A 15,415-nucleotide genomic window follows, 5' to 3' on the forward strand; every position below is an offset into this window, starting at 1 on the left:
AATTACATATCACAAAGGATAAACTTTTCAGTTTATCCTTTTTTTTATGTTATTTTGTGAAACCTTTTAAAAGAGCTCAGGATTTTATGAAGTATCAATCAAGAAAAAAAGCAGTTATTTTGCTGGCAGACGGTATGATTTTTCACGGTAAAACTGTGGGAAATGAAGGCACAGTTTTTGGAGAAATTTGTTTTAATACCGGTATGACTGGTTATCAGGAAATATTTACAGATCCTTCCTATTTTGGACAAATTATGGTAGCCACCAATGCGCATATAGGAAATTATGGCGTGAGAGAAGACGAAATGGAGTCTGATAGTATTAAAATATCTGGGTTAGTATGCAAAAACTTCAGTTATAATCATTCCAGATACGGAGCAGATAATAGTCTCTTGGAATTTTTTAACGAAAATAATTTGATGGCTATTTCAGATGTAGATACCAGAGCATTAGTAAGCTATATAAGAGATCATGGAGCGATGAACGCAGTAATTTCTACAGAAGTAAATGATATAGAAGGATTAAAAAAGAGGTTAGAGTCTATTCCTGATATGAACGGATTAGAATTGGCTTCTAAAGTCTCTACAAAAGAACCCTATTTTTTTGGAGATGAACATGCATCCTATAAGATTGCCGCGTTAGATATTGGAATCAAGAAGAATATTCTTCGTAATCTAGCAAAAAGAGATGCTTATATTAAAGTGTTTCCATATAACAGTACATTTGAAGAAATGAGTGCTTGGCAGCCAGATGGTTATTTCCTATCTAATGGTCCTGGAGATCCGGCTCCTTTAATAGAAGCACAAAAAGTTGCAAAAGAAATACTAGAAAAAGATTTACCTTTATTCGGAATATGTCTGGGACATCAGTTAATTGCACTAGCTAATGGTGTATCTACCTATAAAATGCATAATGGACATAGAGGAATTAACCATCCAGTTAAAAATTTATTAACAGGAAAAGGAGAAATAACTTCCCAAAATCACGGCTTTGCCATTAATCGTGAAGAAACTGAGAGCAATCCAGATATAGAGATTACTCATGTGCATCTAAATGATCATACAGTTGCAGGAATTCGTATAAAAAATAAAAACTGTTTTTCTGTACAATATCATCCCGAAGCAAGCCCAGGACCGCACGATGCTTCCTACCTTTTTGACGAATTTATTAATAACATAAAAAAACATAAATTACAAACCATATGAGTATCATATTAAGTGTTCATGCCAGACAAATTCTGGATTCAAGAGGAAATCCTACAGTAGAAGTAGATGTAATCACAGAAACAGGAACAATTGGAAGAGCCGCTGTCCCTTCTGGTGCTTCCACTGGAGAGCACGAAGCAGTAGAATTGAGAGACGGTGGTAATTCCTATATGGGAAAAGGCGTGTCTAAAGCAATAGAAAATGTAAATACTATTATAGCAGAGGAAATAGTAGGATTATCTGTATTTGAACAAAACTTTATTGATCAAACCATGATTGATTTGGATGGAACTCCTAATAAATCTAATTTAGGTGCCAATGCTATTCTTGGAGTTTCATTGGCAGTAGCTAAAGCTGCAGCTCATGAAATGGGTTTACCTTTATATAGATATGTAGGTGGGGTAAGTGCTAATACACTTCCAGTTCCTATGATGAACATCATTAATGGAGGTTCTCATTCTGATGCACCTATTGCATTTCAAGAATTTATGGTGATGCCCGTAAAAGCTAAAAACTTTACGCACGCCATGCAGATGGGAACAGAAATTTTTCACAACCTAAAAAAGGTGTTACACGATCGCGGACTAAGTACTGCTGTTGGTGATGAGGGTGGTTTTGCTCCTACCTTAGATGGTACCGAAGATGCTCTTGATACCATTATCAAATCTATTGAAAAAGCAGGTTATAAAGCCGGAGATGAAGTTATGATTGCTTTAGATTGTGCCGCTGCTGAATTCTATGTTGATGGGAAATATGACTATACTAAGTTTGAGGGTGATAAAGGTGCAATTAGAACTTCTGATGAGCAAGCGCAATACTTGGCAGATTTAGCATCTAAATATCCTATTATTTCCATTGAAGATGGAATGGATGAGAACGACTGGAATGGTTGGAAAGTTCTTACCGATAAAATTGGAGATAAGGTACAATTAGTCGGAGATGATCTTTTTGTGACAAATGTAGAACGTCTATCAAGAGGTATTGAGGGAAATATAGCAAACTCTATTCTTATCAAAGTAAATCAGATTGGAACTTTGACAGAAACTATTGCAGCCGTCAATATGGCTCATAATGCCGGATACACCTCTGTAATGTCTCACCGATCTGGTGAAACAGAAGATAATACCATAGCAGATTTAGCAGTAGCCTTAAACACAGGACAAATTAAGACAGGTTCTGCTTCTAGATCAGATCGTATGGCTAAGTATAATCAACTTTTGAGAATAGAGGAGCAACTAGGCCCGGTAGCTTATTATCCAAAAGAGAAAGCATTTAAGTTGAAATAAAGAAATAATAGGTATTAAAATAGCCGTCTTTTTAATAAAGGCGGTTTTTTCTTTTAAACAATGCTATTGCAATTTGAAGACGCTGTTAGGATGGAATAATTGACTCTGAAATAACTACTCTCAACTCCGTTTGTATTTGGTTTATAAAGACACTAAGTATAAGATCAATTCTTTTTTAACCTAGCTATATATTTTGGCAATCACTTCCTGTTTTTAAGTAAAAAAGATGTAGGCTTAACCCTATTTTAACACTTTATTCCTTAATTTCGCAACACTCAGAAATAATTTAAAAAGAAACATATATATGTCCGATAAAGCTATACTAGAATATGATGGAAATAGATATGAATTTCCAGTGGTTAAAGGAACAGAAGATGAGCTGGCGATTGATATTAAAACATTACGTGCTTCAACAGGAATGATAACCATTGATCCAGGTTACAAAAATACTGGATCATGTATTAGTGAAATTACTTTCTTGGACGGCGAGAAAGGAATTCTTAGGTATAGAGGCTACTCCATTGAGGAATTAGCAGAAAAAGCAGATTTTTTAGAAGTTATTTATCTTTTGATTTTTGGGGAATTACCAAACAAAGAACAGCTTCAAAAATTTGATACGGATATAAAAGAACAATCAAGAGTAGATGAAGATATTAAAAAGATTTTAGACGGCTTTCCAAAATCAGCACATCCTATGGGTGTACTCTCTTCATTAACAAGTGCACTAATTGCTTTTAGTCCTTCTTTTGTAAATGTTTCTTCTGAGGAAGCTATGTATAAAGCAATCGTTCGGATTTTAGGCAAGTTTCCTGTGCTAGTAGCTTGGACCTTGCGTAAAAAGGAAGGCTTACCATTAGATTATGGTGATAATTCTTTAGGTTATGTAGAGAATATTGTGAAAATGATGTTCAAAAAACCTAACGAAGAATACAAAAGAAACCCCATAGTTATTGAAGCCCTAGACAAGTTATTAATTCTTCATGCAGATCATGAGCAGAATTGTTCCACTTCTACGGTTCGAATCGTAGGATCTTCACATGCAGGATTATTTGCTTCACTTTCATCTGGTATTTCTGCGTTATGGGGCCCGTTGCACGGTGGCGCTAATCAGGCAGTTATTGAGATGTTAGAAGCCATAAAAGAAGATGGTGGTGATACCAAAAAATACATGGCAAAAGCTAAAGACAAAGAAGATCCATTTCGTTTAATGGGCTTTGGTCATCGTGTGTATAAAAATTTTGATCCTCGTGCAAAAATTATAAAAAAAGCAGCAGATGAAGTTCTCAGCGATCTGGGGGTTCAGGATCCTATTTTGGAAATTGCAAAAGGTTTAGAAAAAGAGGCCTTGGAAGATTCTTATTTTGTAGATAGAAAGTTATACCCCAATGTTGACTTTTATTCGGGTATTATCTATCGTGCATTAGGGATTCCAACCGATATGTTTACCGTAATGTTTGCTTTAGGGCGTTTGCCAGGTTGGATAGCTCAATGGAGGGAAATGCGTTTAAATAACGAGCCTATTGGAAGACCAAGACAGGTATACAATGGTCATACACAAAGAGCATTCAAAGAACTACATAAAAGATAAATTTTTATAAATTTCATTATTTACTAAAAGCGGCCTATTGGCTGCTTTTTACAATCTTATAAGATCACAAGTTTATGTTACAACTAAACGTTCAAGATGAAGTCTCTAGATTAAGAGCAGTAGTTTTGGGTACTGCGGTTAACAATGGCCCCACACCAACTCCAGAAGAAGCGTATGACCCAAAGTCTTTAGAGTATATTTTAGCAGGTACCTATCCGGTTGAGAAAGATATGACACTGGAAATGGATGCATTTAATGCAGTTTTTGAAAAATACAATGTAGAGGTGTTTAGGCCTCAAATTATTGAAAATTGTAATCAAATCTTTGCTAGGGATATTGCATTTGTAATTGAGGATCTTTTTATAAAATCTAATATTCTTCCAGACAGAGAACGGGAATTGGAAGCGGTTAGTTATGTAATTGATCAGATTGCCCCTGATAAAATAATAAAACCTCCGGAAAAAGTGCATGTTGAGGGTGGAGATGTAATGTTATGGAAGGATCATATTTTGGTAGGTACTTATAAAGGACAAGATTATGCAGATCATATTACAGCCAGAACTAATATGTATGGAGTAGATTTTCTGAAAGAATTGTTTCCCCATAAAACCGTTAAAGAGTTTGATTTGGTTAAATCAAAAACAGAAGCTAGAGATAATGCTTTGCATTTAGATTGTTGTTTTCAACCTGTAGGAGAAAACAAAGGAATTATTTATGAAGGTGGGTTTAGAAACGCGAACGATTATAAATATCTTCTCGATCTTTTTGGAAAAGAAAACCTTTTTCAGATTACAAGAGATGAGATGTATCTTATGTTTTCCAATGTTTTTTCAATAGCACCAGATGTAGTAGTTTCAGAACGAAATTTCACTAGATTAAATAATTGGCTTCGTAGTGAGGGTTTTATTGTAGAAGAAATTCCGTACGCAGAAATAGCAAAACAGGAAGGGCTTTTAAGATGTTCTACCATGCCTTTAATAAGGGACTAAACCTTATTTATCATCGTGTTTAAATAAAAATGTCTCAACCTGACTTGATTATAACAATATTCTATAAATAGTAGCTTTTATATCTTGATTACAATAAAAGCACATACTTAGATCATAACTTTTTGAATGTAAAATGTCATATTTTTTTGAAGTATTCATTAATTGATCTTTATGTTTCTTGTCTTATGAGAAGTATTTGAATAACGAAAACTAAATGTGCTACAAAAGAATGGAGATCACTAAAAATGATCTTCTGTATTTAAATTTTATATTATTTAAAAGTCAAATGCTTTTTAATTAGTAATTTTACAAGCCAAACCTTCATTTTTAATATATACCAATAAATGACTCAGATTACCAATACAATTCTGATGGTTCGTCCTGTGAACTTTAGGATGAATGAGCAAACTGCTGTTAATAACTATTTTCAGGAAGATTTAGATCTCAAAAACAAAGAAATCAATTTAAAGGCTCAGGAAGAGTTTGATGCATTCGTGTCTAAATTAAGATCTTGTGGAATAAATGTTATTGTGGTAGATGATAGAAAGGAGTCAGACACTCCAGACTCTATATTTCCTAATAACTGGATATCTAATCACGCTAATGGAACGGTAGTCATGTATCCCATGTTTGCAGAAAATAGAAGGAAGGAAAGAAGGGAAGATATTTTAGATATTCTTGAAGAGAATGGTTTCCAGATAAACCATGTGGTAGATTATACAAGTGCAGAAGCAGAAGATATATTTTTAGAAGGTACTGGCAGTTTGTTATTAGATCGTGTAAATAATAAAGTGTATTGTGCGTTGTCATCAAGAGCAGACGAAGGTCTGGTTATTGAATTTTGTGAAGATTTTGAATGTTCACCAGTCATTTTCACGGCAAATCAAACTGTAAACGGCACACGTTTACCTATTTATCATACCAATGTCATGATGTGCCTTGGAGAAAATTTTTGCGTAATTTGTCTTGCATCTATTGATGATAAGAAAGAAAGAAAAAGCGTAATTGCTCATTTAAAAGAAAATGGCAAAGAAATCATTGAAATTTCTGAAAAGCAAATGCATAATTTTGCAGGTAATATGCTTCAACTTGTCAATAATGAGAATAAGCGGTATATTGTAATGAGTGAGGCTGCATACAAAAGCCTAAAACCCATCCAAGTCAATCAGCTTGAAAAACATGGAGAAATTTTATTTAGTAATTTACATACTATTGAAACATGCGGAGGTGGTAGTGCAAGATGTATGATGGCAGAAGTGTTTTTACCTAAAACAAAAAAATAATGCTCTCAAAGAAAACAAAGTACGGTATTAAAGCATTAGCCTACTTGGCAGAGAAGGGGTCTCATACACCTGTTTTAATATCAGAGATAGCCGAAAACGAAAATATTTCTAAAAAATTTTTAGAAGCAATCCTACTTCAATTAAAAAAGAATGGTTTTTTAGGGTCTAAAATGGGTAAAGGAGGTGGATATTATTTGTTGAAAGAACCAGAACAAATGACTATAGCATCTGTTTACCGTGTCTTGGAAGGTCCTATTGCTATGCTACCTTGTGTGAGTCTGAATTACTATGAAAAATGTGATGATTGTAAAAGTGAGGAGGAATGTATCCTTAATAAGATGATGATTGAAGTAAGAGATCGAACTTTGGAAGTGTATGAAAATAAGACAATTAGAGATATTTTAAAGAAAAATTAAAAAAAATTATCAAAATATCCTACTAAATCGATAGACTAATAGTATATTTGAATTGTAAAAGCGAATTAAAACGTCATGATTATAGATTTGTTTAGAGCAGAAAAGGAAAAATTGAATTCGGGTAGCCATAAGGTTTCTTTGCTCAAGGCCATCTCATGGAGGGTAATAGGAACCATTGATACCATGGTCATATCTTACCTGCTTACAGGTAATCTTAAGGTTGCTTTTAGTATAGGAAGTATAGAAGTTATTTCTAAAATGCTATTGTATTACTTACACGAACGTGTTTGGGGTAAGATTACTAAAAAATAGAACTATGGATATTTCAATATTAAATAAAGAATTAAAAGATAAATCACCAGTTGAGATTGTTAGTCAAATACTAAAGAATGCAATAAGGCCTGTTGTGACTACTAACTTTCGTCCTTATGAGGCATCAATACTTCATGTTTGTGCAACAGTTAAAAATGATATTCCAGTAATTTGGTGTGATACAGGTTATAATACACCTCAAACGTATAAGCATGCTTTTAGAACGATAGAACAATTAAAGCTTGCAGTTGATTTATATGTTCCTAAACAGACTTCTGCCTATAGAGATGCACTTGTGGGAATTCCACAGGTAGATACTCCAGAACACAATCAATTCACATATGATGTAAAGTTAGAGCCTTTTCAAAGAGCTATGGCGGTGCATAAACCAGATGTTTGGTTTACCAACTTAAGAAAAGGGCAGACCGCTTTTAGAGACTCTTTAGATATTATTTCACAAGGTGCAGATGGAGTACTTAAGGTGAGTCCGTTTTTTCATTGGACAGATGAACAATTAGATGTGTATTTAGAAAAAAATAAATTAGAGAACGAATTCAAATATTTTGATCCCACCAAGGTGCTTTCAAATCGTGAATGCGGTTTGCACCTTGCAACATCAGAAACTAAATAGGATTAATGATACTTATACATAAAAGGTGTATAAAAAAATTATAGAAAACATGACAAAGACTCACCTACAGACACTTGAAGACGAAAGTATCTACATTATAAGAGAAGTAGCTGCACAGTTTGATAAGCCTGTATTATTGTTTTCAGGCGGCAAAGATTCAATTACACTTGCTCATTTGGCAAGAAAAGCATTTTATCCAGCCAAGATACCATTTACTTTTATGCACGTGGATACAGGGCATAATTTTCCTGAAACGATAGCATTTAGAGATCAATACATTCAAGATTTGGGAGTAGAGTTAATTGTTCGGTATGTACAAGACTCTATTGATGCCAAAAAAGCGAAAGAAGAAACAGGAAAGTATGCAAGTCGTAATTCTTTGCAAACAGTTACATTATTGGATGGGATTGAAGAATTTGGTTTTGATGCTTGTCTGGGAGGAGCAAGAAGAGATGAAGAAAAAAGTAGAGCAAAGGAGCGTATTTTCTCAGTAAGGGATGATTTTGGACAATGGGATGCAAAGAAACAACGCCCAGAACCATTTCAAATTCTTAATGGTAAAATTAATTTTGGAGAAAATGTCAGGGCTTTTCCAATTAGTAACTGGACAGAAGAAGATATCTGGACCTATATTTTACAAGAAAAGTTAGAATTACCAAATATTTATTTTGCGCATGATCGTAAGTTAGTGAAGAGGGATGGTTCTTATTTAGCACATTCCCCATTCTTAAATATTGTAGATTCTGATGAAATAGTTTTTGAAAAAGTAAGATTTAGAACCGTAGGGGATATGACCTGTACGGCAGCATTGCTTTCTAGCGCCAATACGGTGGAAAGTGTTTTAAATGAAAATAAGGCGTCAAAACATTCAGAGCGTGGAGCTCGAATTGATGATCAAAGAAGTGAATCAGCTCTAGAGCAACGTAAGAAAGGAGGATATTTTTAGAATGGAATTATTAAGAATAAGTACCGCAGGAAGTGTTGATGATGGGAAGAGTACTCTCATTGGTAGACTATTACATGATAATAATGCACTTACCAAAGAACAAGAGGCATTAATTGAACAAAAAACCATAGAAAAAGGATTAAGCGATCTAGATTTTTCTGTTATTACAGATGGTTTAATCGCAGAACGTGAGCAGGGTATCACCATTGATGTAGCTCATATTTATTTTTCTACAGAAAAACGAAAGTTTATTATTGCAGATAGTCCAGGACATGTAGAGTATACAAGAAATATGGTTACAGGTGCATCTAATGCAGAGGTTTCCATAATTTTAATTGATGCTCGCAAAGGATTACTAGAACAGAGTTATAGACATTTCTTTATAAGTCAATTATTAAGACTAGATAAGGTTATTTTCTGTATCAATAAAATGGATTTGGTAGATTATAGCGAAGATGTATTTCTTAAAATTGCTGCAGATGTGAAGCAAATGGTAGACTCTTCTGAGCATAGTAACCCCGAAGTAGAAATTATTCCTATAAGTTCTTTAAAAGGAGATAATGTAGTGCACCGTTCGGGTAATACCTCTTCCTGGTATCAGGGGAAAACCCTTAATCAGGTACTGCATGAAATTCCACCAGCAATCAATTCTGCTCCAGATTTTAGAATGGATGTACAACAGGTTTTACACGTTCAAAACGAACAGTTCACAGATTTTCGTGGTTTTAGTGGTAAAATTAACAGCGGGTCGGTATCAGTTGGAGACCAATTAACCGTTTTACCATCTCAAAAAACTGCTATCGTTAAGGAGATAAGAAAATACGAGGATGTTTTGGAAAAAGCTATAGCTGGAGATTCATTGATTTTGAGCTTAGACAGGGAAGTAGATGCTAGTAGAGGATCTTTGTTCGTGAAAACAGACGAAGAACCAGATAGCACCAAAAGTTTAAATGCTACATTAGTTTGGTTAGATGAAGATGAGGGAAGACTTGGAAACCGATATTTAATTCAGGCAGGTAGTAGACTAAATCAATGTAAACTACAACAAATTAATTATTTAATACCACCAGAAAACCCTACCCTCAAATTGGATAGCTCTAAGTTGGTTCTAAATGATATAGGAGCAGTAGAAATCAAATTGGCGCAACCACTTTTTCTAGATTCCTATGCTAAAAATAAAGCAAATGGTGTGTTTATTTTAATAGATTCAAGAACTAATAATACCTGTGCGTTAGGTTTTGTGAGTAGTTGATTATAAACAAGATCATAATTTTACTCAAATTAAAAACGCTTGTCAAAGATTTAATATTTTGACAAGCGTTTTACGGTTTTGAAATTATTTATTGCTATTAGAGAAAGCTTTTTATGGAAAGTTTCAAAAGCTTTATTTTGCTATCAATATTAATTTCGTTTTAGATCTGTTGTTCTGTTAGTTTTGTCACTATGGCATGAATTGATCTTCAGTTTGTTGCGTACATAGTTCATGCCAACTGGCGCCGCCTGTGCAATCATTTGAACAATTAGCATTTGTGCAATTTCCATAAGATTGAGCAGGAGTGCAGCCATCAGTGCAACCGTCAGACCATCCACCACCAACGATTTGATTGCTTAGATTGCTAATTGACTTTTTGTTAAGATTTAACTTGCTTGAAATTTTCTTCTTCTTCATTTGTATACATTTTAATTTTATGCAATTAAAAGTAATTATTATTTAGGTTAAAACGTCATACTATAAGTCTAATTTCATGAATTTCTAGAAAGTTTTATCTGATTTTTCTGTAATCTAGGCTATAATCCACTGATATAATTACCGTATATATCTTTAAATTGATATCCTTCTTCAAATCTACGTTTGCTTAATTTATTAAAGCAAACCAAGCCCCAAAGTAAAAACTCCATCAAAAAGTAACGATCTTGTGGGCGAGCATCTGGCTGGTATTGACCTATTAGCTTTTTTAAGGGCTTTATAGCATCTAATTGTTCTTTATAAGATTCATCCGAAAGATCATCTTGCATGTCTACAGCTCCAGCATCAAAAAACCACTCTACTAGTTCTTTATAAGGAGTTTCGTCTTCTGGCCTTTCCAGCTTTTCAATAGTTGGGAAATAGTTTGGAAAGAGTGTTTTAGTAGCTCCCTCAATAAGAGTTTGTGCTACATAAGCGGCGCCCTCTTGTTCTCCTTCATACACCAATTCTACCTTACCTGTGATGGCAGGGATTACTCCCATAAAATCACTAAAACGTACCGAAGTTTCAGAAGCTCCCGAAGTGAGAAGTCTTCTTTCTGCGGTACTCATTAAATTTTCAAAAGCGGTAATGCTCAAACGAGCACTAATTCCACTTTTTTCATCAATATATTCACTTTCTCTAGCTTCAAAACTAATTTGCTCCAGTAAATCTTTGGCAAGAGAAGGTACATAAATAGCTTGCTTTTGCTCTTTACTGATTTTTGCTTCTTGATGTGTAATTGTTTTAGCAATCTCAATTGTCTCCGGATAATGCGTTAATATTTGAGAACCAATACGGTCTTTCAAGGGAGTTACAATACTACCTCTATTGGTATAATCTTCTGGATTTGCTGTAAATATAAATTGCATGTCTAATGCAAGTCTTACTTTAAAACCTCTAATTTGAACATCACCTTCCTGCAAAATATTGAATAACGCTACCTGTATTCTTGCTTGAAGATCTGGTAACTCATTAATTACAAATATGCAACGATTTGCTCTGGGGATCATACCAAAGTGAATTACACGATCATCTGCATAGGATAATTTTAAATTGGCAGCTTTAATAGGATCTACGTCTCCTATTAAATCGGCAACAGTAACATCTGGTGTAGCGAGCTTTTCAAAAAACCGTTCACTTCTATGCAACCAAGTAATGGGGGTATTATCTCCCTTTTCTTTGATTAGCATTTGGGCATAACGAGACAAGGGTTTTAGGGGGTCATCATTAATCTCAGAACCTCCTATTACCGGAATCCATTCGTCTAAAAGATTGGTCATAAGCCTTGCTAGTCTGGTTTTAGCCTGACCTCTAAGCCCCAATAAATTTATATTGTGTTTGGAAAGAATCGCTCGTTCCAATTCTGGAATTACAGTATTTTCATATCCATGAACTCCTTCAAAAATATGTTCACCGTTACTTAGTTTTTTGCGAAGATTGCTTCGGAGTTCTTCTTTTATGGAAATGCTTTGGTATCCACTTTTTTTAAGTTCACCTAATGTTTTGATCTCAGTATGATTCATAGAACTAATAATCTGGTACTTGAAATTAATTATGTTAGTTATGCTTTGTAGGAATTAACCTTTGATTCTTTTTTTGCGATTTTGCTCGTAATCTTCAAAAATCATTTCACCTAAACCCCGCAAACCAGTGTAAAAGGCTTTACCTTGATTGGCTTTTGTAAATTGCTCTACAAAATGTTTGAGATATGAATCTTGAGCAATCATGAAGGTGGTAATAGGAATATGAAGTTTTCTGGCTTGTCTTGCCATATTGTAGCATTTGTCTACAATGTAATTATCCAATCCTGCACTATTCATATAATAGCTTCCATCTTTTTCAATTACGCAACTGGGCTTCCCGTCAGTAATCATAAAAATCTGTTTATTTGTGTTTCTTTTACGCCTTAACATATCCATAGCTAATTGCAATCCGGCAACTGTATTGGTATGATAAGGGCCTACCTGTAGATAGGGTAAATCTTTAATAGCAATTGGCCAGGCATCATTACCAAAAACAAGAATGTCCAGTGTATCTTTGGGATAACGAGTGGTAATAAGTTCTGCTAACGCCATCGCTACTTTCTTAGCAGGTGTAATTCGGTCTTCTCCATAGAGTATCATGCTATGGCTTATATCAATCATGAGCACCGTACTCATTTGCGCTTTAAACTGGGTTTCTTCTACTACCAGGTCATCTTCTGTTAATTTAAAGTTGTCTATACCATGGTTTGCCTGGGCATTTCGTAAACTCTCTGTCATAGAGATTTGTTCTAACCCATCACCGTAACGATATTCTCTAAATTCTCCTGCATGTTCATCCCCTCTTCCGGAATAAGAGGTCTTATGATTTCCAGAGCCACTTCTTTTTAATTTCCCAAAAATTTGCTCAAGTGCTTGTTGTCTAATAGCTCTTTCAGTTTTGGCAGTGATAACCATTCCGCCACCATTGCCTTCATCGTCAGTCTCGTCTTTTATGAAGCCTTTTTTCTTTAAATCTTCAATAAAATCATCAATTGTATAATTTTCATCGGTAAGGCTGTATTCCGTATCTAATTGCCGTAACCAATCCAAGGCTTCATCCAAATCTCCAGAGGTGTGGGTAATCAATTCCTTAAAAATATCGAAGAGTTTGTCAAAAGGTTCCTGATGAGGTGTTTCGTAACTTTCAAACCGAAAACCTTTCTTATAAATTTTATCTTTCATAGCATTTAAAAATACTATTTTTTTTAATAGCAACAGGCGAATCTTTAGCTATAATAACATAAAAATTTTGTTAATTTTTTATGTTATTTGTAATTTAATGTAAAACCCTAAGGAAGGATGAGTAGAACATTTATTTACCCATTTCAAGGTATTTCTATCATATCTTTTTCTTAATATATTGCACAAACTTTTAATTATGACTTATCGTAAATCTCTTATTTTTCTTATCATTATTGTTTGTATGTCTGGCTGTAAAGCTCCTAAAGAAGCTGTAAAAGCCAATACTATCAATCCGCTAGACAATTCATCTATAACCTTACAAACAGAACTCAGTACATATAGATTAGCAGATAAATTGAGGAATGATTTACAAGGAAATATCATTAATTATGAATCTCCCGAAATTAATCTTCAATTATTAGCCGAAGAGGCAAATACCATTACCGAAATTGTAGAGCGGATTGTAAAACCAGGGTATTGGACTACTACAATGAAGAGCGTTAAAAAGAAAGTAGAAAAAACGGTTAAATGCTGGTTAAATCCCTTCAAATGGAAAAATTGTATTAAGGAAACTTGGGTTACCGTTTTGGTGCCTACTTCTATATGGATTGAACCCATAAAAGAAAATGTACCAAAAGAGGTATTACAACTCATAGATAAAACCTTTGGCACATCTGGAAAAGTGCGAGTAAAAGGGCAGCTACAGCAGCTGGATATCGATATGAATTCCACCTCAAAGGGAGTAGACTTTAAAGTAACAACTATTGTAAATATGAATTTGAAGGTAGATGTTAAACAATCATTCTTGGATGGTCTGGCAGGGAATATAAAGGTTAAGGGATTATTAAATTGCGATAATATTAAGGTGAAGGTAGAATCTAAGGGTTCTTTCAGGTTGAATTCAGACATACAATTAGAGGCTTCTCATAATGATGCAAAAGTTACTTTTTTAGATGCCTGTTCAAACTTGCCATTACTCTCCTTTGATTATCAACCCCTATTACTTCCAACTTTTGAAGCTTTGGACCTTGTTATCACAAAATTAGTAGAAGGAAAGCTTAACGAAACTATTGAAGAGAGTCTTGCCGAAGAAGTAAGTGAGATGAATTTAAAAGAGGAGCTTACAAAATTGGTGAAAGATAATTTGAAAGGAGTACCCCTAGGTAAAATAGAAGATAACATCTGGTTAATACCTTCAAAGTTAGAAAGTATTAAACTGGATCAGCTTCAAGCAAGAAATAACAATTTGATTTTTAGAATGAACATAAAGATTCAGCCAGAGATTTACTATGGAGAGAATTTACCGGTCATGAATTTTGAATTGCCACAAATTGTTTTAAATAATGACTTTGATAACAAATTTAAGACTCGCAATATTGTCCGTTTAGATTACAATACCTTGGGTAATCGTTTAACAGACGAATTGAATAGTTCAATAAAATCTTACTATGAAGAAGACCCTCAAATTCCAAATCTTACTGGAAATAAGTATTTTATTGATAAAATCAGGTTATACCCCAATGGAGAAAGACTTGCTTTTGAGTTTAAATTATATAGAATTAATAAAAAGAATAAGAGAAAATTAGTACGAGGAAAAACATATATCACTGCAAAACTTGGTTTTGCTAATGATACATTGAAATTAGATGATCTTGATTTATTTATTGAGAATACCCCTATTCTCAATTTGGCAAACCTCAAACCTCTTAAGAATTATTTATTAAAGGAATTGAAAAAAAGTAGCGCCTGGAGTGTTAAAGAAACTTTAGATAAATTTAGAGCCACTCTTAACACTTCTATACGAAATGATCAAATTGCAATAGTCCCAAAGATGGAATTAGAACCTAATATTCCTATTTATATTAATAAAGAAACCATTGATTTGTACGCTGATTTTGAAGGAACTTTAAACATAGATTTATTACCTAACAGGAATAAATCATCTTTTACAGATCCTGATTTTATTGCATTGAACACCATGGAAGATTTATATCGTGAAGCAGGAGTTCCTGAAGTCGTTGAAATGGTCACATTAAATAGTATGGCTCCAGAAAATTCTAATACTATAAATATATCGGCAACAAATTCATTTTTAAAATTTAATAAGTTTAAAAATAATAAAGAGTTCCAAATAAAAAAACAAGATTCGAAGAATCAAAAAGAAACACTTTTAAGAGGAAAAATTCCAGGAGACACTTTGATACTAGAAAGTAAAAATGAAACCTTTTTTTATATCCTTCAAGAAACTGATTTTCCACGGTATTAGTCAAGAAAATATCAAAGTGCCTTTGTATTGTATTAGTTCTTTACCGGGATATTATGTAA

At 33.9% G+C, this 15,415-nt stretch carries 14 protein-coding genes; 11 read left to right on the forward strand and 3 right to left on the reverse strand.

What is annotated here, in order from left to right; genetic code table 11:
- Positions 1–86 precede the first annotated feature (86 nt).
- The 10 genes from carA to WBG07_RS14510 all read left to right on the forward strand — a co-directional run bounded on the left by carA (position 87) and on the right by WBG07_RS14510 (position 9,908).
- Positions 87–1,205, forward strand: a complete 1,119-nt coding sequence (carA, locus tag WBG07_RS14465; protein WP_340202236.1) for a glutamine-hydrolyzing carbamoyl-phosphate synthase small subunit — start codon at positions 87–89, stop codon at positions 1,203–1,205.
- Positions 1,202–2,491, forward strand: a complete 1,290-nt coding sequence (gene eno / locus WBG07_RS14470) for a phosphopyruvate hydratase (RefSeq protein WP_340202237.1) — start codon at positions 1,202–1,204, stop codon at positions 2,489–2,491. The genes carA and eno overlap by 4 nt, the downstream gene beginning before the upstream one ends.
- 304 nt (positions 2,492–2,795) lie before the next feature.
- On the forward strand, positions 2,796–4,079 hold the full coding sequence (locus tag WBG07_RS14475; protein ID WP_340202238.1) for a citrate synthase: 1,284 nt from the start codon (positions 2,796–2,798) through the stop codon (positions 4,077–4,079).
- A gap of 74 nt (positions 4,080–4,153) precedes the next feature.
- Positions 4,154–5,068: a dimethylarginine dimethylaminohydrolase family protein gene (locus tag WBG07_RS14480; RefSeq protein WP_340202239.1), complete on the forward strand. Its 915-nt coding sequence runs from the start codon at positions 4,154–4,156 to the stop codon at positions 5,066–5,068.
- A 344-nt stretch (positions 5,069–5,412) separates the two neighbouring features.
- Positions 5,413–6,351 carry a citrulline utilization hydrolase CtlX gene (ctlX, locus tag WBG07_RS14485; RefSeq protein ID WP_340202240.1) on the forward strand — a complete coding sequence of 313 codons (939 nt, stop codon included), beginning with the start codon at positions 5,413–5,415 and terminating at the stop codon, positions 6,349–6,351.
- Positions 6,351–6,767 carry an RrF2 family transcriptional regulator gene (locus WBG07_RS14490; protein WP_340202241.1) on the forward strand — a complete coding sequence of 139 codons (417 nt, stop codon included), beginning with the start codon at positions 6,351–6,353 and terminating at the stop codon, positions 6,765–6,767. Before ctlX ends, WBG07_RS14490 begins: the two co-directional genes overlap by 1 nt.
- Before the next feature lie 75 nt (positions 6,768–6,842).
- A complete protein-coding gene (locus WBG07_RS14495; RefSeq protein WP_340202242.1) occupies positions 6,843–7,079 on the forward strand; it encodes a DUF2061 domain-containing protein in 237 nt (78 codons plus the stop codon).
- A gap of 4 nt (positions 7,080–7,083) precedes the next feature.
- A complete protein-coding gene (locus tag WBG07_RS14500) occupies positions 7,084–7,710 on the forward strand; it encodes a phosphoadenosine phosphosulfate reductase domain-containing protein (RefSeq protein WP_340202243.1) in 627 nt (208 codons plus the stop codon).
- 40 nt (positions 7,711–7,750) lie between these two features.
- Positions 7,751–8,656 (forward strand): sulfate adenylyltransferase subunit CysD, encoded by a 906-nt coding sequence (cysD, locus tag WBG07_RS14505; protein WP_340202271.1) that lies wholly within the window; start codon positions 7,751–7,753, stop codon positions 8,654–8,656.
- A 1-nt stretch (position 8,657) separates the two neighbouring features.
- Positions 8,658–9,908, forward strand: coding sequence for a sulfate adenylyltransferase subunit 1 (locus tag WBG07_RS14510; protein WP_340202244.1), 1,251 nt, complete (start codon positions 8,658–8,660; stop codon positions 9,906–9,908).
- Between the two features lie 189 nt (positions 9,909–10,097).
- Here WBG07_RS14510 and WBG07_RS14515 read toward each other — a convergent pair whose 3' ends face one another.
- The 3 genes from WBG07_RS14515 to WBG07_RS14525 form a co-directional block, all read right to left on the reverse strand.
- Positions 10,098–10,325 carry a hypothetical protein gene (locus tag WBG07_RS14515; RefSeq protein WP_340202245.1) on the reverse strand — a complete coding sequence of 76 codons (228 nt, stop codon included), beginning with the start codon at positions 10,323–10,325 and terminating at the stop codon, positions 10,098–10,100.
- A gap of 119 nt (positions 10,326–10,444) precedes the next feature.
- Positions 10,445–11,908 (reverse strand): AAA family ATPase, encoded by a 1,464-nt coding sequence (locus WBG07_RS14520; RefSeq protein ID WP_340202246.1) that lies wholly within the window; start codon positions 11,906–11,908, stop codon positions 10,445–10,447.
- Between the two features lie 54 nt (positions 11,909–11,962).
- Positions 11,963–13,090 (reverse strand): vWA domain-containing protein, encoded by a 1,128-nt coding sequence (locus WBG07_RS14525; RefSeq protein ID WP_340202247.1) that lies wholly within the window; start codon positions 13,088–13,090, stop codon positions 11,963–11,965.
- Between the two features lie 196 nt (positions 13,091–13,286).
- Between WBG07_RS14525 and WBG07_RS14530 the strand changes: the two genes are divergently transcribed.
- Complete coding sequence (locus WBG07_RS14530; RefSeq protein ID WP_340202248.1) at positions 13,287–15,356, forward strand: DUF4403 family protein; 2,070 nt, start codon at positions 13,287–13,289, stop codon at positions 15,354–15,356.
- Positions 15,357–15,415 lie beyond the last annotated feature (59 nt).

Origin of the sequence: Ascidiimonas meishanensis (genome assembly GCF_037782385.1) — a bacterium.
GTDB classification, from domain to species: domain Bacteria; phylum Bacteroidota; class Bacteroidia; order Flavobacteriales; family Flavobacteriaceae; genus Ascidiimonas; species Ascidiimonas meishanensis.

Coding starts and splice junctions, on each gene's coding strand:
- carA (WP_340202236.1), top strand. CDS start 87: ATGAAGTATCAATCAAGAAAAAAAGCAGTTATTTTGCTGGCAGACGGT.
- eno (WP_340202237.1), top strand. CDS start 1,202: ATGAGTATCATATTAAGTGTTCATGCCAGACAAATTCTGGATTCAAGA.
- WBG07_RS14475 (WP_340202238.1), top strand. CDS start 2,796: ATGTCCGATAAAGCTATACTAGAATATGATGGAAATAGATATGAATTT.
- WBG07_RS14480 (WP_340202239.1), top strand. CDS start 4,154: ATGTTACAACTAAACGTTCAAGATGAAGTCTCTAGATTAAGAGCAGTA.
- ctlX (WP_340202240.1), top strand. CDS start 5,413: ATGACTCAGATTACCAATACAATTCTGATGGTTCGTCCTGTGAACTTT.
- WBG07_RS14490 (WP_340202241.1), top strand. CDS start 6,351: ATGCTCTCAAAGAAAACAAAGTACGGTATTAAAGCATTAGCCTACTTG.
- WBG07_RS14495 (WP_340202242.1), top strand. CDS start 6,843: ATGATTATAGATTTGTTTAGAGCAGAAAAGGAAAAATTGAATTCGGGT.
- WBG07_RS14500 (WP_340202243.1), top strand. CDS start 7,084: ATGGATATTTCAATATTAAATAAAGAATTAAAAGATAAATCACCAGTT.
- WBG07_RS14510 (WP_340202244.1), top strand. CDS start 8,658: ATGGAATTATTAAGAATAAGTACCGCAGGAAGTGTTGATGATGGGAAG.
- WBG07_RS14515 (WP_340202245.1), bottom strand. CDS start 10,325: ATGAAGAAGAAGAAAATTTCAAGCAAGTTAAATCTTAACAAAAAGTCA.
- WBG07_RS14520 (WP_340202246.1), bottom strand. CDS start 11,908: ATGAATCATACTGAGATCAAAACATTAGGTGAACTTAAAAAAAGTGGA.
- WBG07_RS14525 (WP_340202247.1), bottom strand. CDS start 13,090: ATGAAAGATAAAATTTATAAGAAAGGTTTTCGGTTTGAAAGTTACGAA.
- WBG07_RS14530 (WP_340202248.1), top strand. CDS start 13,287: ATGACTTATCGTAAATCTCTTATTTTTCTTATCATTATTGTTTGTATG.